Source organism: Blautia sp. HA8986 (assembly GCF_056504635.1).
This window is the reverse complement of the sequence record NZ_JBWLUQ010000004.1, coordinates 25,286-48,985: the sequence shown is the minus strand read 5'-3', so window position 1 is coordinate 48,985 and position 23,700 is coordinate 25,286. Positions and strand designations below refer to the sequence as shown.

14 protein-coding genes are annotated in these 23,700 nt (G+C 42.7%); all 14 read left to right on the top strand.

What is annotated here, in order from left to right:
* The first annotated feature begins 37 nt into the window (after positions 1-37).
* The 14 genes from AC04Q4_RS17785 (at position 38) to AC04Q4_RS17720 (ending at position 23,549) form a co-directional block, all read left to right on the top strand.
* The gene (locus AC04Q4_RS17785; protein ID WP_476389409.1) at positions 38-7,720 is read left to right on the top strand and encodes a DEAD/DEAH box helicase family protein; all 7,683 of its coding nucleotides are present in this window, start codon (positions 38-40) and stop codon (positions 7,718-7,720) included.
* An 81-nt stretch (positions 7,721-7,801) separates the two neighbouring features.
* Complete coding sequence (locus tag AC04Q4_RS17780) at positions 7,802-10,561, top strand: YodL domain-containing protein (RefSeq protein WP_476389408.1); 2,760 nt, start codon at positions 7,802-7,804, stop codon at positions 10,559-10,561.
* Between the two features lie 27 nt (positions 10,562-10,588).
* Positions 10,589-10,795 (top strand): PIN domain-containing protein, encoded by a 207-nt coding sequence (locus tag AC04Q4_RS17775; RefSeq protein WP_024728263.1) that lies wholly within the window; start codon positions 10,589-10,591, stop codon positions 10,793-10,795.
* 284 nt (positions 10,796-11,079) lie between these two features.
* Positions 11,080-11,319: a helix-turn-helix domain-containing protein gene (locus AC04Q4_RS17770; protein ID WP_054337273.1), complete on the top strand. Its 240-nt coding sequence runs from the start codon at positions 11,080-11,082 to the stop codon at positions 11,317-11,319.
* Between the two features lie 87 nt (positions 11,320-11,406).
* Positions 11,407-12,144, top strand: a complete 738-nt coding sequence (locus AC04Q4_RS17765; protein ID WP_055059676.1) for a LytR/AlgR family response regulator transcription factor — start codon at positions 11,407-11,409, stop codon at positions 12,142-12,144.
* A complete protein-coding gene (locus AC04Q4_RS17760) occupies positions 12,141-13,436 on the top strand; it encodes a sensor histidine kinase (RefSeq protein WP_118037242.1) in 1,296 nt (431 codons plus the stop codon). The genes AC04Q4_RS17765 and AC04Q4_RS17760 overlap by 4 nt, the downstream gene beginning before the upstream one ends.
* Before the next feature lie 102 nt (positions 13,437-13,538).
* On the top strand, positions 13,539-13,697 hold the full coding sequence (locus AC04Q4_RS17755) for a cyclic lactone autoinducer peptide (protein WP_015528432.1): 159 nt from the start codon (positions 13,539-13,541) through the stop codon (positions 13,695-13,697).
* Positions 13,697-14,266, top strand: coding sequence for an accessory gene regulator B family protein (locus AC04Q4_RS17750; protein WP_476389407.1), 570 nt, complete (start codon positions 13,697-13,699; stop codon positions 14,264-14,266). Before AC04Q4_RS17755 ends, AC04Q4_RS17750 begins: the two co-directional genes overlap by 1 nt.
* A gap of 114 nt (positions 14,267-14,380) precedes the next feature.
* Positions 14,381-15,127: a thioesterase II family protein gene (locus tag AC04Q4_RS17745; RefSeq protein WP_024720773.1), complete on the top strand. Its 747-nt coding sequence runs from the start codon at positions 14,381-14,383 to the stop codon at positions 15,125-15,127.
* Complete coding sequence (locus AC04Q4_RS17740) at positions 15,117-15,815, top strand: 4'-phosphopantetheinyl transferase family protein (protein ID WP_054335603.1); 699 nt, start codon at positions 15,117-15,119, stop codon at positions 15,813-15,815. The genes AC04Q4_RS17745 and AC04Q4_RS17740 overlap by 11 nt, the downstream gene beginning before the upstream one ends.
* A complete protein-coding gene (locus tag AC04Q4_RS17735; RefSeq protein ID WP_476389406.1) occupies positions 15,805-17,394 on the top strand; it encodes an AMP-binding protein in 1,590 nt (529 codons plus the stop codon). Before AC04Q4_RS17740 ends, AC04Q4_RS17735 begins: the two co-directional genes overlap by 11 nt.
* Before the next feature lie 14 nt (positions 17,395-17,408).
* The gene (locus AC04Q4_RS17730; protein WP_476389405.1) at positions 17,409-22,199 is read left to right on the top strand and encodes an amino acid adenylation domain-containing protein; all 4,791 of its coding nucleotides are present in this window, start codon (positions 17,409-17,411) and stop codon (positions 22,197-22,199) included.
* On the top strand, positions 22,091-22,822 hold the full coding sequence (locus AC04Q4_RS17725; RefSeq protein ID WP_476389404.1) for a hypothetical protein: 732 nt from the start codon (positions 22,091-22,093) through the stop codon (positions 22,820-22,822). The genes AC04Q4_RS17730 and AC04Q4_RS17725 overlap by 109 nt, the downstream gene beginning before the upstream one ends.
* On the top strand, positions 22,815-23,549 hold the full coding sequence (locus tag AC04Q4_RS17720) for a class I SAM-dependent methyltransferase (protein ID WP_055222064.1): 735 nt from the start codon (positions 22,815-22,817) through the stop codon (positions 23,547-23,549). Before AC04Q4_RS17725 ends, AC04Q4_RS17720 begins: the two co-directional genes overlap by 8 nt.
* The last annotated feature ends 151 nt before the right edge of the window (positions 23,550-23,700 follow it).

Below are 23,700 nucleotides of genomic sequence, written 5' to 3'. Positions count from 1 at the left end.
GCTAAGCAGTCCCTGATTTTATGAAAAGGAGTAGCGCATGGCAAATAAATTATATGCAATGGAACAGCTGACGGAAGAGGTGGCAAAAGATGTAGCTGCCAGTCCGCAGGAATGGATGCGGTTCCTAAACACTGCATCCAGACTGTACAAATACACTTTTCCAGAACAGCTTTTAATTTATGCACAGCGACCGGAAGCAACTGCCGTAGCATCCATGGAAATCTGGAATCAGAAGATGTACCGCTGGATCAAAAAGGGATCCAAAGGGATTGCCTTGATTGACAATACTTCCGGACCGAAAACGAAACTTCGGTATGTATTTGATGTGCAGGACACTTATAAAGTGCGGAATCTTGGAAAGGATCCTCAGTTATGGAATCTTCCGGTGGAAGGAGAACAGCTGGTGGCAGATTATCTGCAGGAGCAGTTATCACTGGAAGATACAGAAGGAGGGCTTGCTGAAAGTCTGCATCAGGCAGCGAAGGAGAGTATGCAGGAATGGCTTCCAGATGCATTGGAAGAACTGAGACTGGATGTGACAGGGACATTTTTGGAAGAACTGGACGAACAGAATCAGGAAGTAGAATTCCGGGAACTGATGACCAATAGTGTCTGGTATGTATTACTAAACAGGTGTGGACTGGATGTACAGGAATATCTGGATGCAGAGGATTTTCGGCATATTACGGACTTCAATCAGCTGAAAGTATTAGGACATCTGGGAAGTGCAGTCAACGAGATCAGCAGACCAGTTCTGATGCAGATTGGACGATATGTTCTGAATGATCTGGAAAATGACCTGAAAACGGTTGCAAAAGAAAAAGAAGTAGCTTATAATGAATTTAACACGTTAATTCGTGAAAGTAATACAGATAACACAGAAGATAGAGAAGAAAAAAAGGAGGAAACAGACTATGAGAGAGATCAGTTACAGCCAGAACGGAGAGTATCAGATTCCAGATATCAGCCTGGAAGAGACGAGAGGAACCATCGGCAAGTACGGAATGATGCGGAAAGAGTATCTGAGAAATCACAAGGTAGCCAGGTTCAACATTCTGACACTGCAGAACCGTCTGGACAGTCATCTGATGGAGATCGACAGCCAGGCAAGACAGAGAGTAGACGACCTGATGAACGAACTTCTGGAGAAAGATCCGGCACCGGACAAAATGGCAGACGGGATGGCATGGACCAGACACATGAACCAGATCAAGGCACAGGCAGAGGAGCTGGTGATTCAGGAGATTATTTACAGTTAAGTCTGTTCCCAACAGAAGAGGAACAGTTAGGAGAAATAAGGAAAGCGGCAGCTGCATTGGAACAGCCAGCCGCTTTTCTTATTTCCGATGAAGTGGTAAATGATATTCTCCGCACGGGAAGCGGACAGAAAAATACACTGTTTCATATTACAGCAAGACTGATTGAAGGTCTGGATAATGAAGAAATGCGGAGTTTTCTGAAAGATGAATATGGAACTGGTGGCAAAGGATTTACCATAGATGGTCAGAAAATCAGTATCTGGTATGACAATGATGGTATCCGTATCCGGCGAGGGGACTCTGCCAGAAGAAACTTTGACCGCATGGTTACGTGGGAAGAAGCAGCGAACAGAATTCGGGATATGTATGAGGATGGAAATTACGTGGATAATTTGATTTCCAATAATGCCATTGAACAGGAGCAGGAAGAAATGACCAATCTTCTTGCACTTCATTTTCGGGATACTTGCAGAAACTGGGAAAAGAAACAATCATATTCAGACTGGCAGGATGTAGTGAGTGGAGCATGGACAGATCAAGAGGAAGCAGATGCGATTGTCTATCGTTTTGAATGGCTGCAGAAATATATGGATGAGAATCCGGGAGATTATCACCGCTGGGAGATTCAGCATAATCCGGAATATTTCCAACGCTTTCAGGATCTTCAGAGGGAGCGTTCCTGGGTAGACCAGAAATTTACGGTCGAACGTCCGGCACTATCCTTTATCACACAGGATGAAATTGACGCAGTGTTAAGAAGAGGCGGCATTACTGCAGGAGGACGTAACCGAATCTATGAGTATTTCATGGAACATCATGATATGAAAGATGCAGCTGAGTTCCTGAAAAATGAGTATGGAACAGGTGGTTCCTCACCCGGAATACCAGGAGCAGATGCTTCCGACGCATCCCATGATGCAAAAGGATTAAAACTTGCAAAAGGGAAAATTGGCAGTCCAGAGGTAGAAGTTTTATTAAAGTGGAACAAGGTTGCAGAACGTGTTCGCCAGTTAATCCGCACAGATGATTATTTGTCACCGGAAGAAATGGAAAAGTACGAAGAACGACAGGAAGCACAAAGACTGGCAGATTTGGAAGAAGCACAGCAGATGTTAGGAGAACAGCTGGAGCAGGATACTTTGACAGCGGAAGATATAACTGATTTGCGATTAGTTGATTCAGAATATATGTCTGGTACCAGAACAAAAATCCACGATTTTGATTGCAAAGTTAAGGGAGAAGCGAATCGACTTCAATACACATTAGAATATCATGATGATGGAGAAGGTTTCACGATTCATACGGAAAAAGATGATATTTGGAATCGAATGTCAACACAAGAATTGGAACGTCTGGATGTAAAACTCGGACAAGAAGTACTTTATTATCATTATCACAACAAAACTGTAAATGCGGATACTTTAGATGAATTACGGGAAATCAGGGAAGAAATTATGGAGGAAGAGTCCTTGTATTTTACTGCTATTTCTCAACGTGTGTGGACAGATTATGATAAAAAAGAAAAAGAATTATCTGGAGAAGTTGAGGTATCGGAAGAAAAAGAATCTTTGGAAGAGATTAACGGAATATCAGAAACGATTCCAGCAACGAACTTCCGCATCACAGATGATGAGCTTGGACAGGGTACAGCAAAAGAAAAGTTCCGTGCCAATATCATGGCTATCCAGTTGTTAAAGAAATGTGAGGATGAGAATCGCAATGCAACACCGGAAGAACAGGAAATCTTATCCAGGTACGTTGGCTGGGGAGGTCTTGCAGATGCATTTGATGAGACAAAATCTGCATGGGAGACAGAATATCTGGAATTAAAGACCGTCCTTACACCGGAAGAATATGCTGCAGCCAGAGCTTCCACATTAAATGCTCATTATACACAGCCGATTGTGATTGAAAGTATGTATCAGGTGTTGGAGAATCTGGGATTTACAAAGGGAAATATCCTGGAGCCATCTATGGGAGTCGGGAACTTCTTTGGAAAGCTTCCAGAGAATCTAAACCAGTCCAAACTCTATGGAGTGGAACTGGACAGCATCAGTGGCAGAATTGCTAAACTTCTCTATCCAGATGCCAATATCCAGATCAAAGGCTTTGAGAAGACGGATTATCCCAATGATTTCTTTGACGTGGCAATCGGAAATGTGCCATTCGGTGCATATAAGGTCAATGACCGTCAGTATGACCGCTACAATTTTATGATTCATGATTACTTTCTTGCCAAGACTATAGATCAGTTACGTCCAGGTGGTGTAGCTGCGTTGATCACAACAAAGGGAACTATGGACAAGGCATCACCGGAAGTCCGGAAATATTTGGCAGAGCGTGCAGACTTGCTGGGGGCAATCCGACTGCCGAACACAGCTTTTAAGGCAAATGCAGGAACAGAAGTCAGTGCTGATATTTTGTTTTTCCAGAAGCGTGAGAGTTTCACAAAAGAGATGCCAGACTGGGTGAATTTGGAGAGTGATGCAAATGGGATTACCATTAACAAGTATTTTGTTCAGCATCCGGGATTGATTCTTGGTGAGATGAAAGAAGTGTCCGGTCCGTATGGTATGGAAACAACCTGTGCTCCAATGGAAGGAGCTGATCTGGAATTACAGTTACAAGAAGCTGTAAAACACATCAAGGGAAGCATGGTAGCGGCAGTAGATATAGAGGCAGAACTGGATGAGATGCCAGAGAGTATTCCGGCAGATCCGAATGTCCGAAATTACAGCTATACGGTGGTAGATGATCAGGTATATTACCGTGTCAATTCTTTGATGAATCAGGTGAAAATGCCTGCAGCCACTGCAGAACGTGTAAAAGGCATGGTTGCAATCCGTGATACCGTTCGTGAACTGATCGCCATGCAGATGGAAGAATTTGTCACAGACGAAGAAATCCAGAAACAGCAGAAAAAACTGAATCAGGTGTATGATACCTACACAGCAAAGTATGGAGTTATTGGAAGTAATGCTAACAAACGTGCATTTTCTGATGACTCTTCTTATTGTCTGCTGTGTTCCCTGGAAGACTTGAATGAAGATGGAACATTGAAGCGGAAAGCGGACATGTTTACCAAACGAACCATTAAAAAGGCGGTCGCTGTGACAAGTGTGGAGACAGCCACAGAAGCACTTGCTTTGTCCCTAAATGAAAAGGCTAAAGTAGATCTCCCATATATGGCACAGTTGACCGGAAAGACCGAAGAGAAAATCACAGAAGAGCTGGTTGGAGTTATCTTCAAAAATCCACTGACAGACCAGTGGGAAAGTGGAGATGAATATCTGTCCGGAAATGTTAGGGATAAATTAAATACAGCGAGAACTTTTGCAGAGAATCATCCAGAATTCACACCGAATGTCCGTGCATTGGAGGCAGTTCAGCCGAGAGATCTGGAAGCATCGGAGATTGAAGTGCGTATTGGAGCCACCTGGATTGAACCTTCGGATTATCAGGAGTTTATGGTGGAACTGCTTCATACGCCGAGGTATCTTGCGCAGAAGGAAATACAGGTAAAATTCTCTGAGATAAATGGTGAGTGGAGGATTACAGGAAAGAACGCCGACAGTCCAAGAAATGCGTTTGCCTATGCAACGTATGGAACGGAGAGAGCAAATGCCTACCGGATTCTGGAAGATACCTTGAATCTAAAAGATGTTAGAATCTATGATAAAGTCGTAAATGACAATGGGGATGAAGTGCGAGTTTTGAATAAAAAAGAAACTATGTTGGCATCACAAAAGCAGGATGCTTTGAAGGCTGCATTCCAAGATTGGATTTTTAAGGATCAGCAGAGGAGAGAAAGACTGGTAAGCGTGTACAATGAACGTTTTAATAGTATCCGTCCCCGTGAGTACGATGGAAGTCATCTGACTTTCCCAGGAATGAATCCGGAAATAGAACTTCGACCGCATCAGAAAAATGCAGTCGCACATCAGCTATACGGTGATAATGTGCTTCTGGCACATGTAGTAGGAGCTGGGAAGACTTACGAAATGGTAGCGGCGGCAATGGAGAGCAAACGTCTGGGATTATCTCAGAAAAACCTCTTTGTAGTTCCAAACCATTTGACGGAGCAGTGGGGAGCAGAATTCCTGCAGTTATATCCAGGGGCGAACATTCTGGTAGCAACGAAAAAGGATTTTGAACCGGCAAATCGAAAGAAGTTCTGTGCCAGAATCGCTATGGGAAATTACGATGCTGTTATTATTGGTCATTCCCAGTTTGAGCGTATTCCAATCTCTGATGAGAAACAGGAAGCCATGCTTCAGAGGCAGATTGATGATCTGGAAATGGCAATCCAGAGTGCAAGGTATGAACAGGATGGTGGACGTTATACCGTCAAACAGATTGAAAAGACAAGAAAAACATTGCAGACAAGGCTGGAGAAACTGAATCAGAAAGAGAAAAAAGATCAGGTAGTTACGTTTGAAGAACTGGGAGTGGATCATTTATATGTAGATGAAGCACACAGTTATAAAAACGCATTTCTTTATACAAAAATGAGAAATGTAGCCGGGATTGCACAGAATGAAGCACAGAAGTCGGCGGATATGTTTAATAAATGTCAGTATCTGGATGAGATTACCGGAGGAAAAGGCATTACCTTTGCTACGGGCACACCGATTAGCAACAGCATGACGGAATTATATGTTATGCAGAGGTATCTGCAGAACAGCAAATTACAAAATATGGGACTTGGACTGTTTGATTCCTGGGCCTCCACCTTTGGCGAGGTAGTCACGAGCATTGAGCTTGCACCAGAAGGAACAGGCTACCGTGCAAAGTCAAGATTTGCAAGATTTTATAATATTCCGGAACTGATGAATATGTTTAAGGAGATTGCAGATATCAAGACTTCCGATCAGTTAAAGCTTCCTGTGCCAGAGGCGGAATATGAAACAGTGGTGCTGAAACCAACGGAACAGCAGAAAGAAATCGTAGAAAGTCTGGGGGAACGTGCAGAAGTTGTCAGAAACGGAGGGGTAGATGCTTCGGTTGATAATATGCTGAAAATTACCAACGATGGAAGAAAATTGGCATTGGATCAGCGTTTGGTGAACGAATTATTGCCAGATAATCCAGAAAGCAAAATATCAGTCTGTGCAGAGAAAAGTTATGAGATCTGGAAAGGCACGGCAGCACAGAAATCTGCACAATTGATTTTCTGTGACTTGAGTACCCCGAAAGGCGATGGCAGCTTCAATGTTTATGATGACTTGAAGCAGAAATTGATGGAAAAAGGTGTACCGGAAAAAGAGATTGCTTTTATTCATGATGCAAATACAGAAGCAAAGAAGACGGAGCTGTTTGGAAAAGTGAAATCCGGGCAGGTTCGTTTTTTGATTGGCTCAACAGCAAAGATGGGTGCCGGGACCAATGTGCAGGATCGTCTGATTGCGTTGCATCATCTGGATATTGGTTGGAAACCATCTGACTTGGAACAGAGAGAAGGGCGTATTATCCGCCAGGGAAATCATAATAAAAAGGTTCATATCTTCCGATATGTAACAGAATCCACATTTGACAGCTACATGTGGCAGTTGATTGAGAACAAGCAGAAATTCATTTCTCAGATTATGACCAGTAAAGCACCTGTGCGAAGCTGTGAAGATGTGGACGAAGCGGCACTTTCCTATGCAGAGGTCAAAGCTCTTGCAACCGGAAATCCAGCAGTAAAAGAGAAGATGGCATTGGATGTTGATGTGGCAAAATTAAAACTTTTAAAAGCCAACCACATGAATAACCAGTACCGCCTGGAAGATGATATTGCAAGGAATTTTCCACAACAGATTGCAAAACTGACAGAAATCATTGACAGCTACAAGGCAGACATCGCTCATTATTCTGAGCATAAAAGCACAGATCCAGAGCAGTTTACTATGGAGATTGGTGGCAAAGTGTTCACAGAAAAGAAAGAGGCAGGAGCAGCACTTCTGGCGGTATGTAAAGATATTAAAACTGTAGATGCTGCGATGGAAATCGGAAACTATCAGGGATTCAATATGAGGATTCAGTTTGATGGATGGAGTAAAGAATTTATATTATCTGTCAAACATGAGGCTGTCTCGAAAGTTCATCTTGGAGCAGATGCACTTGGAAATATTACCCGTATCAACAATCTGTTGGACAGTTATCCAGAGAAGCTTTCAGAAGCACAACAAAGATTGGAAACAGTGTATGAACAGATGGCAAATGCGAAAGAAGAAGTGGGAAAGCCATTTCCAAAAGAAGAGGAGTTGAACCAGAAACTGGAGCGACGGTCAGAGCTAAATGCATTGCTCAATATGGATGAACGGGAAGATGCAGAAGCAGAAGTATCTGAATCAGATGAGAAAGAAGAAAGACCGGCACGTGGTTCTATCCATGAAAAACTGCAGATTTGTAAAGAAAAGAGTCAGCGGGAAAGTGAAACTGGCAAGGATAACAGAAAACGGGACTTTGGTCTGGAATAAGAAAACAAGGAAGATGGCATAATCTGACAGAAAATATGTTCTGTGGGTTATGCCATTTTTCAGAATACAGGAGGAACTTATATGGCAAGAAACAGGATAATAGGTAGAGAAACGCAGAAAATGCAGGAATATACGCAGGAACAGATCAATCAGGCAGAGAGTAGAGGTATAGAAATATCAACAGATGTAAAAGAACAGCTTTTTGAATATGCGAATCTGATCGGCGAGAAAGAGAAAGTTAGGGCTTTGGTAAGAAATCTGGCAGATGCAGTGAGCCAGGCAGATTCAGAAGGTGTAGAGGATTTGCTGGATGACGCAAGAATGGATATTCAGGAACTGCCAGATCCAACCATAGGTAAGCTGGAATTACGTGACTATGGATATATGGAAGAAGATATGGTGCCACTTAGAAAAGAAGCAGCTTTGGATTATCACAGAATGGGTTCTAAGATTTATTGTCTTGGCAGTGCTGGCAGTAAAGGTGAATATGCGAGTAAAGAAATGATACAGGCACATGACGGTTTGTTTGGAATGGAATCGCAGATGTGGGAACGGATAAAAGATAACAACCTAGATTATGCAGAAGAAAATTTAGGAGCATTTCAGGAGCCTATGAGTGTCATTGAGCAGGAAGAAGCACTGAAATTATACGATGCAGGAGCAGATATCTATCTGATCACTAATTTTTCATCACCTATGTATGTCACAGAACGCATGGAAATTGAACGAGGACCGGAGCATTATCAGATGTCTATGACAGAACTGGAGCGTTTCCGTAACCTGGAATGGGAAATGCAGAAATATCCACAGATTCAATCTTTGAAAGAAGCAAATCTGTTGTTAGGAACAAGAAGGACATTTGGAATTTATCAGATTCGGGATGATTTACCGGGAGAAAACTATGCATTTATGAATATGAGTTTTATTGAAAGTCATGGTATGCAGATAAAAAAAGAAGATTATAAGCTGGTCTATGTTGGTGAATTATCAGGAAATATGTCACTGGATGATATTTTTGAAAAGTTCAACATTGACAGACCGGAAGACTTCCGTGGGCATTCCCTGTCTGTCAGTGATATCATAGTTCTGAATGACGGGAAAAAGGTAACTGCTCATTTTGTAGACAGTATCAGTTTTGAACAGCTGGATTCTTTCCTGAATCTGGAAGAACAGGTTCTTAGTGAACTGGCATATGAGGTAGGAGAACGATATTTTGCTATTCAGATAACAGAAGAAGGATATGATTATTCCTTTTACGATGAAGATTTCCGCTTGATGGATGGTGGCATTTATGAGAATGATGAAATTTCTATTGAAGAAGCGGCGGAGGAACTTTTGGAAGACGAAGGCTGGACGGGAGAACGCATCAGTGGGGATTATGATCAGTTGATGGAAAAAGTAGAAGAAATGGATGAAGCTGTAATGGCAGAGATTCAGAAAAGCCAGGGCGAATATAAGCCATTGGCAAAGGTGGAGGAACTGGAAGAGGCCAATTATAACATGATTGATAATGTACTCAATAATATGCCGCCTAAGAAAGAAGCTTATCTGGAATATTATGCTGCAGAATGTGATGAAATTCATGATATGGGAGCTTATGAGAAAAGCACAGATGTGAAAGAAATCGCAGCAATCTATGAGAAGTACAGAGAAGATCCGGAAAACGCTTATAAAGGCAGTGGAATGGGGATTATTTATCGTGATCCGGAGGATAGCTTGTTTGATGAAACAGAACTGTTGATTGTAATGGGAACAACGATACACGGCGACTTCTTGGATAATGTGCGGTTTTTAAAAGATCAGCCGGTGGTGCGTGAAGGTTTGGAGAAGATTCATAAAGCATTGCCTGATTATAAATATATCCCGATTCAGGATGTGCGTGAGGCAATGTATCCGAAAAAAATGACAACAGAAGAACTGGCAGCAGCATTGGATGAGATTGCGGAAGACTTCGATCCGTATGACTATCGGGACCATGTAGAGCCAGGGCAGGATACCATACAGGAAGTCATGCTGGATCTGCAAAGTGGAAATGTTGGTTCTTATATTTCCTTTCTGAAGGATGTGATTGAAGAAGACTGTGAGCAGTCCGTGTGGGCAGGTGTTTTGCTGGAACGGCTGAAATCCTACGAACCAGATATATCCAAAGAAACAGAGCCGATGGTGTATGTGAATTACTGTGAAAAGCGAGAACTGATGGAACCACGCTGTCAGAAGCTCTCAGATCTGGATTCCCGTACTGCACAGAAGGATAAGGAATGGTACGCAGACCGTAATCCGAGGACGGATGAGCCGATGGTAACAGCCCAGATGTTTTTTACTATATATTATGCGGAAAAAGGCGATAAAATGCTGCAACATTTCAAAGGGAAAATAGATATTGGAACAGGAAATGGCGGTATTTTAAGTCAGCTGAAACTCCAAAATGAACTGAAACTTACGGATGAAAGCTGGATTGGTTATCTGAAAAACAAGGGAAATGAAGAGTTTCAGAAGTGTATGGAAGATCTGACCGATATGCAGAACCATGTGCTGCCATATTTGCAGAGCTTTTGCAGTCTGGAAGAAAAAAGTGTGCAGGAAAAGCAGGAACGGCAGGTTGCAGAAAAGCAGGACAGCAGAGTAGAAGCGTCAAGAGCAGCGAATGTGACAAAAGGGGATAATGACAAAGCTGTGAAAAAGGTAGTTTCGAGTATGCAAACAGAAAAGAATAAAGCAACTACGAAGGCAAAGAAGCCATCTATTCATGAACGACTGGAAATCAATAAGAGAAAAATCCAAGAAAAGCAGGGAAAAGATGAGCTGGAGAGAGGAGCTGATCGGGATGTAAGAACGGTATAAATTTATAGAAAGGCACTTGGCTCCGTTTTGGACATAGCAAAAGTGCTGACAGTGACGAACGAAGATGTGCTGCCTGCTTATTTGCAGAGAGTATCTGATTTTGAAGACTGCCTACTTGCAACTTGTACGAAGGAGAATCAGTGTGATGCGATTGTGACAAGGAATAAAAAGGATTTTCTTTCCTTTTGGATTACACTGCTTTCTCCGGAAGAACTGCTGAATATTTATTCGTAAAAATATGTTTTTACAATCGGCAGCAGAAGGAAAGTTGAATGATAACTCCGATCCAGCATACTGCAAAATATAAAAATTTTATAACAAAGTGGAAAACCCTGCGTAGGATCAGAAATGTTCTCACAGGGTTTCATGTATCTAATAAAATATAGAAATTTAGCGGATTTCTGCTAGAATAAGAAAAACTGTTAAAAAAATATCGTATATAGATCAAAAAGACTATATATGGGCGACCTTTTAAAGCCGATTTATATAAAATAGAAGAAAAAAAGGTGGTCGATACCGTGGATATAAAAACAGCGGTCATATATCGTTTAAACGATCTGATTAATCAGAAAGATATCACAGTGAATGAGGCGGCGGTATGTTCTGGCGTTCCTCCTTCAACATTAAAGAATATTTTGTATGGTCAGAGTAAGAATGCTGGCGTAGTTACAATAAAAAAGATATGCGATGGATTGGATGTCACAATACAGGAATTTTTTGCTGATCCCATCTTTGCAGATTTGGAACCCGAACTATAGGAAGAGTAAATGCTCATAGGATTCAGATTCTGCAGGATGGATTTTTTATGAAAGAGGGTTAGAGAAAACTAACTTAGGAGGACATAGATGTATAAAATAGCAATTTGCGATGATGATAAAAATTACAGGGAGAAAATAGAGAAGGTTATAGAAACGGAAGGGATTCTTCCTAAGAGCGAGATACGGTTTTATGAATACGAGTCAGGAAAGGAACTACTGAAAAATGCTGATATTTTGCATGATTTGGTCTTTATGGATATGCGTATGCCCGGATTGGATGGGAATAAATCGGTACTGAAGCTGAGGGAATACAATAGGGCAGCGATATTGGTGTTCTGCTCCGGATACTTTGAACCGACTTCAGACAGCATCAATATTGGGCAGCCGTTCCGGTATATTATGAAAGACTTGCATGACAGAAGTCTAAAAAGGGAAATCCCTGCAATTTTATCAAAAGTAAAATTGCACTGTGGAGATTCTTCCGTGACGGTTACATCAGCGGGAAGAGTAATTCGTATCTATACGGAAGACATTTTATATATCTGTCTGGCGAAAAGGGGTTGCTCTATATACGTTGCTAGGCAGGGGGAGATAGATGAGATGCATTGTAAGGAATCTTTAGGCGATTTATATGAACGTCTGGCCGGAAGGGGATTTGAGTATGCACATAACAGTTATATTGTAAATCTGGCGAAAGTGGAAGGATTGGAAAAGAATGTGGCGCTGCTACAGATGGGAATCCAATTGAATGTTTCAAGGTCGAGAAAAGGTCAGTTTGCTGACGCTCTGATCATGTTTCTTGGGGAAAGGAACGGCATGGTATGATAGTAAGAGATTTTTTGATCTGCCTTCTTCAGATGTATCTGTTGGAAGATCTGGAAAAGAACATGCTTCCATACAGAAGAGAAAACTTTTGGGGAAAATTTCTCATATATTTTGTCGTAGCACTGATAATGCTCGGAATCAACCACTTGGAATCCTCAGTATTTAATATGGTAATGATTCCGGTAACGTATATGATTGTGTCAATGGTTGTGTTCCGGGGAAATATATGGAAGAAGCTGGTTATAGTATGCTGCTATTATGTGCTGGCAATTATTCCTGAATTTCTCTTTGCAACGCTTACGAATGCGTATGGCGTGACTGGTGCATCTGAGGGTTTTGGGACAGAAATAGAAAAAACATTAGCGCTACTACTAATGAGCACCATGACATTTCTGTTTATTAAATGCATTAATCAGGTAACGAGAAAAAGGAATTATCTGACGATTGAGAATAAAACTTTTACTGTGCTGCTCATGCTGCCAACCGCTACGATCATTATATTAGGATGTGTGTTTTATTCAAATATTTCTTTTGAAGGAATGAACAGGGTTATGGTTCCGGTAGGAGCTTCGCTGCTGCTATTGACGAATATCTTCATTTTCTCAGTGTTTGACCGGTTTGTAGAGAAATCAGAAGAAGTGAAGAAGATGGACCGGCTTTACCAGAAAAGCAGGGCGGAGATTGCTAATTTACAGTATATGAATAAGGTCAATGAGGATAACAGGGCATTCTTACACGATATAAATAAATTTATTTGTACAGTAGCCGGTTTGATGGAAGAAGGAGAAAATCAAGAGGTTAAGGAGATTATGGAACATTTAGGTGTCCGGATTCAGAGCCTTCAAAAAGGTGTGTATTGCGAACACCCGATCTTGAACAGCATCCTGTGCGAAAGGAAATTCCTTGCGGAATCTAAGAATATTTCCTATAAGATTACCCTGGGTAATGATCTCAGGCTGGACTTTCTGGAAGAACTGGATATGATCTCAATCGTAGGTAATCTTTTGGATAACGCACTGGAAGCGGCAGAAAAGACAAAAGATGGCCGATATGTGGAATGCAGGATGTATATGGGAAATGAGGAACATTTCCTTGTTATGGAATTTTGCAACGGGTATGTTGTTCCACTGTTAAAGGACAAGGACCGGTACATAAGCACCAAAAGAGATGCAGACAGTCACGGGATCGGACTGCATACGGTTGGAAAACTGGTTAAAAAGTATGCTGGAATTATGAGAGTGGAGGTCGGAGAACAGGAGTTCTCTGTTAAGCTGATCTTTACAATAAAATAAAGATGTGCAAAAATCGCCCAAAAAGTTACCGTTTTTGCCACGGTAATTGAAAAAAGGGCGATTTTTGTGTAAACTATCGGAAAAAAATGGAGGCATGTAACTATGAAAAAAACAATCAGAAAAAGCTTGGGTATCAAAGTACTTGGAGTTGTAAACTGTCTTGCACTCTGCCTGACGGCATATACGGCAAATCTGGCGTGCAACTGGCTGTACTATCAGGAAGAAGAGCCGGAAGAAGTTAAGAAAATGAGGAAATTCTAGTGTGGAAAAAAACTATCGGCTGGCTTTTTGAAGTGCAAAACAGGAACGGGATTCTTGAAGAGAAAGACCGCAGGCTGTATGAATATGCTTACGGCGTACTGCTGGGCAGGGTGGCGATATACCTTATCATTGTCATACTTGGCATTGTAACGGGGAATTGGCTGGAGATGCTAGTCTTTTTATTGCCCTTTACTGTTCTAAGGCAGTATGCCGGAGGGATTCATTTAGAAAAAGCAGGGAGCTGCATGGTTGTTTCTAGTATCCTTGTCCTTCTGTGCGGTCAGTATCTGGCGTCTGGTTCGGCTGTGATGTGGCAAATACGGATCATATGGCTTGCTGCAGTTGGAGTCATATTTGTTATGGCACCGGTGGATGCCAGCAGTAAGAAACTGGATGAGAAAGAAAAGAAAGTTTATGGTATGCGCGCGAGGGCAATTTTAATTATTGAATGCGCGATAGCAGGTGTTTTTTCTGTAACCGGATATTTCCTGGTCGTAAACGGGATTATGGTAGCACATATTGTTTTGGCGTCCGGTTTAATATTGGGATGGATCAAAAATTTTTTTTGACAAAGAGTTAGAGTTAACTAATCTTGGATAGGAATAAGAAATGCTTGGGAAAAGCATATCACAAAATGATAATAAACAGAATAAAAAAGAACATGATGCAAGAGGAACATAAAAGTGAATTTGAAGTTGATAAAAAATACAGAAAATATTAACAAAGAGAAAATAACTTTGTTTTGTCTGCCGTTTGCGGGGGGCGGCGCTTCTGCTTATAACCAGTGGGCGAAAAAGATGCAGGGAAAAGTAACGGTATGTCTGGTTCAGCTTCCGGGAAGGGAAGAACGGATCATGGAGAAGCCGTATATAGATATGCCGGTTATGTTAGATGATCTGGAAGAGGCAGTAAGAGAGGTTGTGGATGGACCGTATGCCTTATGGGGGCACAGTATGGGCGGTAAGATTGCCTATGAGCTGGAAAAGAGATTGGAAGCGGTCGGATATACAGCGAGCTGTCTGTTTATTTCCGGTAGCCGGATTCCCAGTATTCCGGAGCCGAAGCCGATCTATCATCTTCCGGATGAAGAGTTTAAGAGGGAACTGGGAAGATTTGAGGGGACGCCAAAAGAGATACTGGAGAATCAGGAATTATTGGATTTCTTTCTGCCTATGCTACGGGCAGATTTTACCATGGATGAAACATATTATGACAAGACGGGAATAGTACTGCATGCGCCTATCGCTGCATTTGGCGGAGAAAAGGATGGCGAAGCGGATGAGAGCGCAATCTGCGAATGGGGAAAGTATACGGATAATGATTTTAGCTACCGGATATTTCCGGGAGGACATTTTTATTTGCGGGATTACGAAGACGAAGTAATAAGTGAAGTTATAAGGCGCCTGCCGGGAATAAAAGATGGAGATTAAACGGTATGGAGCGAAGGAATTTCTGGCGGCAGGCAAACTTTGTATCCGTGAAAATGAGATACATATATGGTGCATCTGCTGGCCGGAAATGACAGATTTCTGGGTGAACCATGAGTATATCCTGAGTGGGCAGGAATCGGAGCAGGTCGGAAGATTCCGCTTTTCGGAAGACAGGATGCGTTATATAGCCGGGAAGGTTGTCGTGCGGCTTCTCTTGAAAAGATATTTAGATGTGGAAACGATTGATTTTTCTGTCAGTGAACGGGGCAAGCCTTATCATAAAAAGATTGCAGGAAAGCAGACCGTAGATTTTAATATTTCGCATTCGGGAGAATTCATACTGGCGGGATTCGCTGTTGGAATGGACATCGGAGTGGATGTGCAGGAAATGGCGGGATGTCCGGATTACTGGGAGATAGCCGGGAATTTTTATACGGAAGAAGAAGCGGAAGATGTAATAAAGGAAGGATCGGCTTTGTTTTTCCAGTACTGGGCGGCCAAAGAAGCGTATGTAAAAGCGCTCGGTATTGGATTAGGAAGAGGAATGGATTTCTTCTCTGTCAGAAACGGGGAAATTATAGAAAAAGGCAGGAATGATCAGGGCTGGTTCCTGTATCCGGTCAGGATCAAAGGATATGCTGCGTATGTGGCGGTGCATAAGAAAGGAGATAAATCAAATGGGTTATAAGAAAGATATGAGCAAATATGAGTATCTGGAAGGTTGGGAGAGATGTAGTTTTGGAGAACAGCTTGATAAGTGGGCGGAAAAATATGGAGAAAGAACTGCGGTCACGGACAGCGAAGAGGAGATCAGTTATATGGAATTAAAGCAAAAAGCAGATTGTCTTGCGACAGCTTTTCTGCGTAAAGGGATTTTAAAGGGAGACAAAGTGCTTGTACAGCTTCCGAACAGGATTTCTTTTGTGGTCGTGTTTTTTGCGCTTTCCAAGATAGGGGCGGTGCCGATCATGATGCTGCCGGCCCACAGGGAGGCGGAACTGGAAGGAATTATTGAACTGGCAAAGCCGGCCGCTTATATTGTGGTGGAGAAATATCTGGGATTTTCATATGTGCCGATGGCAAATGCGATGAAAGAGAAATATTCATGTATCCGGCATATATTTGTAGATAGCGAATCCGGGGATATCAGTGGAATGATTGCGGAAACGTGTGGAGAAAATGGAGCATTTCCGGCTGTGGATGGGTATGAAACGGCGGTGCTTTTGCTGTCCGGCGGGACGACAGGGGTTCCGAAACTGATTCCGCGCACCCATACGGATTATATGTATAATGCCCGCATGTCCGCGAAGAGATGCCGCCTGGATAGCAGTGACGTTTATCTGGCGTCTCTTCCGGTAGCTCATAATTTCCCATTATGCTGCCCGGGGCTTTTAGGCACGCTGGACGTGGGAGGAAAAGTTGTGCTTGCGTCTGCGACCAGCCCGGATGATATCCTTGACGAAATTACAGAGGAAGGTGTCACGATAACGGCATTGGTTCCTGCTATGGTTACTGTGTGCATGGAAATGCTGGAATGGGATGAAGATTTTGATATATCCAGCCTGCGGATTTTGCAGGTAGGCGGCGCAATGCTGGAAGATTCCCTTGCGGATAAGATCATTGAAGAATGGCCGTGTAAACTGATGCAGGTATTTGGTACGGCGGAGGGGCTACTGTCCTTTACTAGCCCGGAGGATGAAGGTTCCCTGATTGCAAGATGCCAGGGAACTCCGGTGTCTCCTGCGGATGAAGTGAAGATTGTGGATGAAGAAGATAAGGCCGTACCGGAAGGAGTTTTTGGGGAATTATTATCCAGAGGCCCGTATACGATTGATGGTTATTATATGGCGGAGGAAGCGAATAAAAAGAGCTTTACGCCGGACGGATTTTACCGGACGGGCGATAAAGCTATGTGGACGAAAGACGGAAGGTTACGTTTGGGCGGGAGGATCAAAGAGCAGATTAACCGCGCCGGAGAAAAGATCATGCCTTCAGAGATTGAAGCTTACCTTTGCAGGCATTCGAAAATCAAAGAGGCAGCCGTTGTCGGCGTTCCGGATGAAACCCTTGGAAACCGGATATCTGCATTCCTTGTGACCGATGATGAAGCCGGGATCGATTTACAGGAAATCCACAGGTTCCTGCGGGAAATAGGCGTTGCGGCGTATAAAATGCCGGATCAGATAGAACGGGTAGAGACATGGCCACTGACCAGCGTAGGAAAAATAGATAAGAAAGCATTAGAACGGATGGCACAGGAAAAATAGAAGGAGACAGAATCATGGAATATATAGAGATAAAGGAACAGATCAAACAAAAGCTGCCGGTAGCCAGAGATTTGGGGGATTCCGAAAATCTGCTGGAGCTTGGGCTTTCGTCCCTGACGATCATGCGTCTGGTAAACCAGTGGAGAAAACAGGGGGTTAAGGTTTCATTCGGTTCATTGATGGAAAATCCTACCCTTGAAGGCTGGTGGGCGCTGATCCAGCGCAGCATGAAGAAAAAAGCGGGCAAAAAACGGGCGCAAGAATCTAAGATAACGCCGGAAAAGGATATGAAACAGCCGTTTCCTTTAACAGACGTACAGTATGCATATTGGGTTGGCAGGGATGAAGAACAGGCTCTTGGAGGAATAGACTGTCATGCGTATTTAGAGTTTGATGGGGGAAATATAGATCCGGAGCGTCTGGAAAAAGCATGGAATGTGCTGCAGTATCATCATCCCATGCTGCGTGCCTGCTTTCTGGAAGACGGGACACAGAAAATCCTGGATAAGCCGTATTGCGAAAAAATAAAGGTTCATGATTTTTCACGGATGTCATCTGAGGAAGCAGAGGCAATGGCAGTATCTGTCAGAGAACGTTTATCCCATCGGAAGCTAAAGATCGAGGAAGGCGAAGTGGCAGGAATAGAGCTTACGCTTTTTCCTGAAAATAGGGCACGCATGCACGTGGATATGGCACTTTTGGTTGCCGATGTACAGAGTTTGCAGATCTTATTGAGGGATTTGGCGGCTGCCTATCGCGGAGAAAGCCTTCCGGCAGAATCAAAAGGGTGGAATTTTGCTTCTTATCTGGAACGGCAGAAAGAGGAAGATAAGGAAGAGAGAAACAATGCAGAAGGATACTGGAAAAAACGCTTGGAGCATTTGCCGAAAGGGCCAGGCCTGCCACTGGCAAAACGGCCGCAGGAAGTGACAAAGACTGTATTCAACCGCAGGATTGTAAGGATTGGCAAGGAAGAGTGGGCTCATCTGCAAGTACGGGCAAAGGAATACCAGACAACTCCGGCAATGGTTCTTCTTACTGCATATGCGACGGTTTTGGAACGGTGGAGCAGGAATCATCGTTTCCTTATTAATATTCCATTTTTTAACCGGAAAACAGAGCAGCAGGGATTGGAAGACGTGATAGCAGATTTCACTACACTGTTATTGCTGGAGATTGACTGCGAAGGGAATCCGACGTTTGCAGAATTGCTAGACAGGATCCAGAAGCAACTCCATGAGGATATGAAGTATACGGCATATTCCGGCGTGCAAGTCCAGAGAGATCTTGCACAGATGTATGGAGACGCATCGGCAGTGGCGCCGGTTGTTTTTGCCTGCAATCTGGGAACGCCGTTGGTAAATGATACGTTCCGGAAAGAACTGGGGCAGTTTTCCTATATGATTTCCCAAACGCCGCAGGTGTGGAATGACTTCCAGAGTTATGAAGATGAAAATGGCGTACAGCTTACATGGGACAGCGTGGATAAGTTATTCCCGGAGAATATGATCCCGGATATGCTGGAGTGTTTTGAGAATCTTCTGCATGAATTGGGAAAGAAGGACTGGAATCAGCGATTTGATGTGCTTCCTGAAAAAAGAAAAAGAGAAATTGAAGATACAGCGCGTACAGGAGTGCCGGAGCGTGTGGAATGCCTGCATTGGGCTGTTATGAACCATGCGGAAGTTTGCCCGGAAGATATTGCGCTTATTGATGCGGGAAGCGGAAGATCGGTTTCCTATGGGGAATTAAAAGCACGGGCGACAGCAGTGGCGGCAGGGATTTCAGAAAAGGATATTAAGGGAGTCCCGGTTGCACTTACCCTGCCGCGCGGGATAGAACAGATCGAGGCGGCACTAGGAATTTTGCTTTCCGGAAATTCATACCTTCCGGTCAGCTTAAGCCAGCCTAAAGATCGGAGAGCGTTAATCCATGAGAAGACGGGAGTCCGCTATGTGGTCACGAATCGGGAATTATCCGAAAAACTGGACTGGCCGGAAGGTACGGAAATCCTTGTGATGGAAGGTATGGAAGAGGGACAGGAAAATGTGAGACTGCCAGAGGTGTCGCCGAAGGACAGCGCCTATATCATCATGACGTCAGGCTCTACAGGTGTTCCGAAGGGTGTAGAGATTGCGCATGAAAGCGCATGGAATACGGTTCAGGATATTAATGAAAAGTACCATGTGACAAGTGCAGATCGGGCGCTGGCTGTATCAGCTATGGATTTTGACCTGTCGGTATATGATGTTTTTGGAATTTTAGGCGCAGGAGGAACATTGGTATTGCTTCCAGAGCAGGAGAGAAGGAATGCGGATTACTGGCTGGAACAAGTGTTGAAATATCAGATTACCGTTTGGAATTCAGTGCCGGTGCTTCTGGATATGCTTTTGATACGGGCGGAATCCATGAAACAGAAACTGCCGATCAGGGCGGTTATGCTTTCTGGAGATTGGATTGGGATGGATCTCCCGCAGAGGGTTGCGGCATGGACAGAGGATTGCCAGTTTGTCGCTATGGGAGGAGCTACAGAGGCAAGTATCTGGTCCAATTATCAGAATGTTACCCTGCCGATGCCGAAAAACTGGAAATCTATTCCTTATGGAAAGCCACTCAGATATCAGGCATATCGTGTTGTGGATGAGTATGGAAGGGATTGCCCTTACTGGGCAGAAGGCGAACTCTGGATTGGCGGTTTTGGTGTAGCAAAAGGATATAGGGGAGATTCTGCGCTTACGGGGCAGAAATTTATCACAGATCAGTATGGAAGATGGTATCGGACCGGCGATCTCGGAAGAATCTGGGATGATGAGACAATTGAATTTTTGGGAAGAAAAGACCATCAGGTAAAGATTCGCGGACACAGGATTGAATTGGGAGAAATTGAACATGTGATTCAGGAGTTTCCGGGTGTGGCTCATGCAGTTGTTGATACAGTTAGTGATGGTCATGGCAATAAAACGCTGGCTGCTTATATCGGAGCGCCGATACAGGAAGATTCTAAAGTTACAACGTATTTGTACGGCACAGATATCTTTGGCGGGGGCTGGAAAGAACTGAAGGATGATGTCAGCAATTGGCAGATGCAGCAGGAACGGAAGACAGCATACAAAAATTTCCTTGCCTATGCAGACCAGAGATGTGTACAGCTTATGCTGGAGACACTCATAGAGTTAGGCATTTTTGTATCAGAGAAGGAAGTTCTTTCGCAGAAGGAAATTTTTGAAAAAGGGAGCATTACGGAAACACAGAAGAATACTGTGGCAAGATGGTTGGAAATTTTAAAGAAGGAAGGAATCCTGAGAGAAGAGGACGGCAGACTATCGCGTACCGGGAAGGAAGTGGCTGTACCGGAAAAAGCTGGAGATACGGAAACGTATTTTAATAAACTGAAGCCGTATCTGAAGCATATGGTTACTGGGAATGAAGTTCCGCTGGACGTATTTTACCAGAAAGAGCCGGCTTTGGCTCCGAATATGCTGCTTCGGAGGATTCCGGGCTGCGAGGAAACAGTGGAAAGACTGGTGCAGGGATTAAGGCTTCTGGCAGAAGAACGCAGAAAAGAGCCACTCCAGATTATAGAAATTGGTACAAGGGACACTGCAATTACAAGACAGTTTTTGAATGCACTGGAAGATGTAAGCGTGGCTTATACTTATGCGGATTCTTCAAAATATTTTCTGCAGGAAGCAGAGAAAGAACTTGCGGGATATGAGAGAGTCGAGTTTGAGATGCTGAATCTGGAAGAAGGCATGGATAAGCAGCAGATGTCCTTGCATAGTTATGACATTGTGATATCGGTAAATGCTTTACATAGAAATATTGATGCTGCGGATGCGGTAAAGAAAGTAGCGGAATTACTGAAGCCAAACGGAATATTGCTGATGACTGACCTTGTGGTAAGGACATACCTTCAGGAACTTACAGCGGCTTTTTTGGAAAATGGTTTTGCGGATATTCGGGACAAGAGAAAAGAAGCAGGGCTGGTTACCCCGGATTGCCTGCTGTGGAGAGAATGTTTATCAGAGGCAGGATTGGGCGAAGACTGTGCTGTGACAGAGAGATATGGAAGATGTATATGCTGCAGCAGACAGCAGGCGTCTGTCCTGTCCTATCATAATGGAGCACTAAGGGAATATCTGTCAGAAAAACTGCCGGAGTATATGGTTCCACAGAATTATCATTTCATGGAGCAGCTCCCAACATTGTCCAATGGGAAGATTAACAGGAAGCAATTGCGGGAAGATTTTAAAGAAGAAACTGCGGTTATCCGATTTTCAAAGGCAACGACAGAAACAGAAGAAAAGCTTTTAGATATCTGGAAACAATTATTTGGATATGAAAATATCGGAATTGAAGATAATTATTTTAGCCTTGGGGGAGACTCGCTGATTGCCACAAGGTTGATCTCGGAAGTACAGAAAACCTTCGGCTGCAAAATAACGATCAGCACGATTTTTGAAAATCTGACCGTAAAATCTCTGGCAAAAGCTATTGAACAGTCCGAACAGAAAGAAGAAGATACACTGCAGATCAAACCGAATCTGGAGGAAGCATATCATCCGTTCCCATTAACCGATGTGCAGTATGCTTACTGGCTTGGCAGAAGCGGATTGTATGAATTGGGGAATGTTGCAACGCACTGTTATTTTGAACTGGATGCAGACGGCCTTGATACTGAGTGCGCAGAGACGGCATGGAATCTGTTGATACAGAGGCATGGGATGATGCGTGTTATTATCCAGCCGGATGGTATGCAGCGCATACTGGAGAATGCGCTATACATGTATTATATGATGGAATAGATATATTGGGGTGTGCGTTGGGAGGCTTATCAACATGGAAATTGGGAAATGTAGCAGAATCTTATACAACTTCTATGGCAGGAGGGGGTAACAGAGTTATTAGTGGTATAATTGGAATGGTTCCGGTAACATTTATAGTGAATACCAATGTGGATCGTAACGATATAGACCATCCATTACATTTATATCATAGAATAGAATTGACATTTTCCACAGGGCGGCTCTGTCTGGTCAATACCCATGGTCCGGTAATATGGCTTCCTTTCTTGCATATGCCAAGAGATGAATATGGAACACTAAGTATTAATGTAGAAGAGGAAGTAAATATACCCTCTGGTGTTACTATAGGAAATGTAATGTTACCATCAGTAAAAGAAACGTTTGAACAAATATGGCCGGATGCAGTAAAGAAAGCTTTAGAGATTTTATTTAAGCAAAATAGAACAGAAAAAATGTCCATGGCGCAATATCAAATATATGTATCAAAATTATGGTCTGAAATATGTCAGAAAGTGGGCTATATGAATATCGTTGATTATGACAATTTTGGTGACATAAAAAATATATTTTATGATTTGGAAAAAAGACATTTAATAAAAAAGGAGAATGACGGGATTGAATGAAATTGAGAATGTATACGGAGAGACAGTAGAATTTTATGATTTATCAGCTCTTTCACAGATAGGGAACAAAAAAATTGTTTTAAACAAATTTGCTGATATGGTTAAGGATTTAGATGGAATCATTTTGGATATAGGTGCAGGAACTGGAAAAACAACAATAGAGATGGCTAATATGATATGTGATAAAGAAATAATTGCTTTAGAACCATCGGCTTATATGAGAACAGCGTTTATGGCAAGATTAATGGAGCATAATGAAGTTAAAGAGAGAATTTCTCTATTGCCGATAGATGTAGGTAAATATTCATTTCGAGATAAAATAAGTGGTGTAATGTGCATGGGAGTACTTGGTCATTTAAAAAGGGATGAACAAGAAAAATTATTGTATAAATTAGATAAAAATTTGAATATAAATGTCCCAATCCTGATAGAACTTTTAGAACCGAAATTTCTTGTTGCGCCAGTAGGAAGCAGAATATCGGTGGCTACTCAAGGAAGATTGCGCTATGAGACGTATATTACCGATATAAAGCAAGTGGGGATGGATCAATGGACATGGAGATTGACCTATAAAGTTTTTTGTGGTAAAAACATAGTTAGTACTGTAGATAGCCTAATGTCGTGGAATTATCAGAGTGTGGAAAAAATTTTAAACCAATTGACAAAAATGCACTTTAGAACAGCTAAATTATCAGAAACATTATTACTTGCAATAAAAGCACGATAAATATGAACTTCAGATAAAATTAACTCTCGAACTGTCAGGTGTTCCTAAAATGCCATATTTATAAGATAATTTAGCGATGTGCAGGGAGAATAATGAGAATTAATATTAAATTGTCAGTACAATGGGTTTTAAAAGTGACTTTATCGTCTTG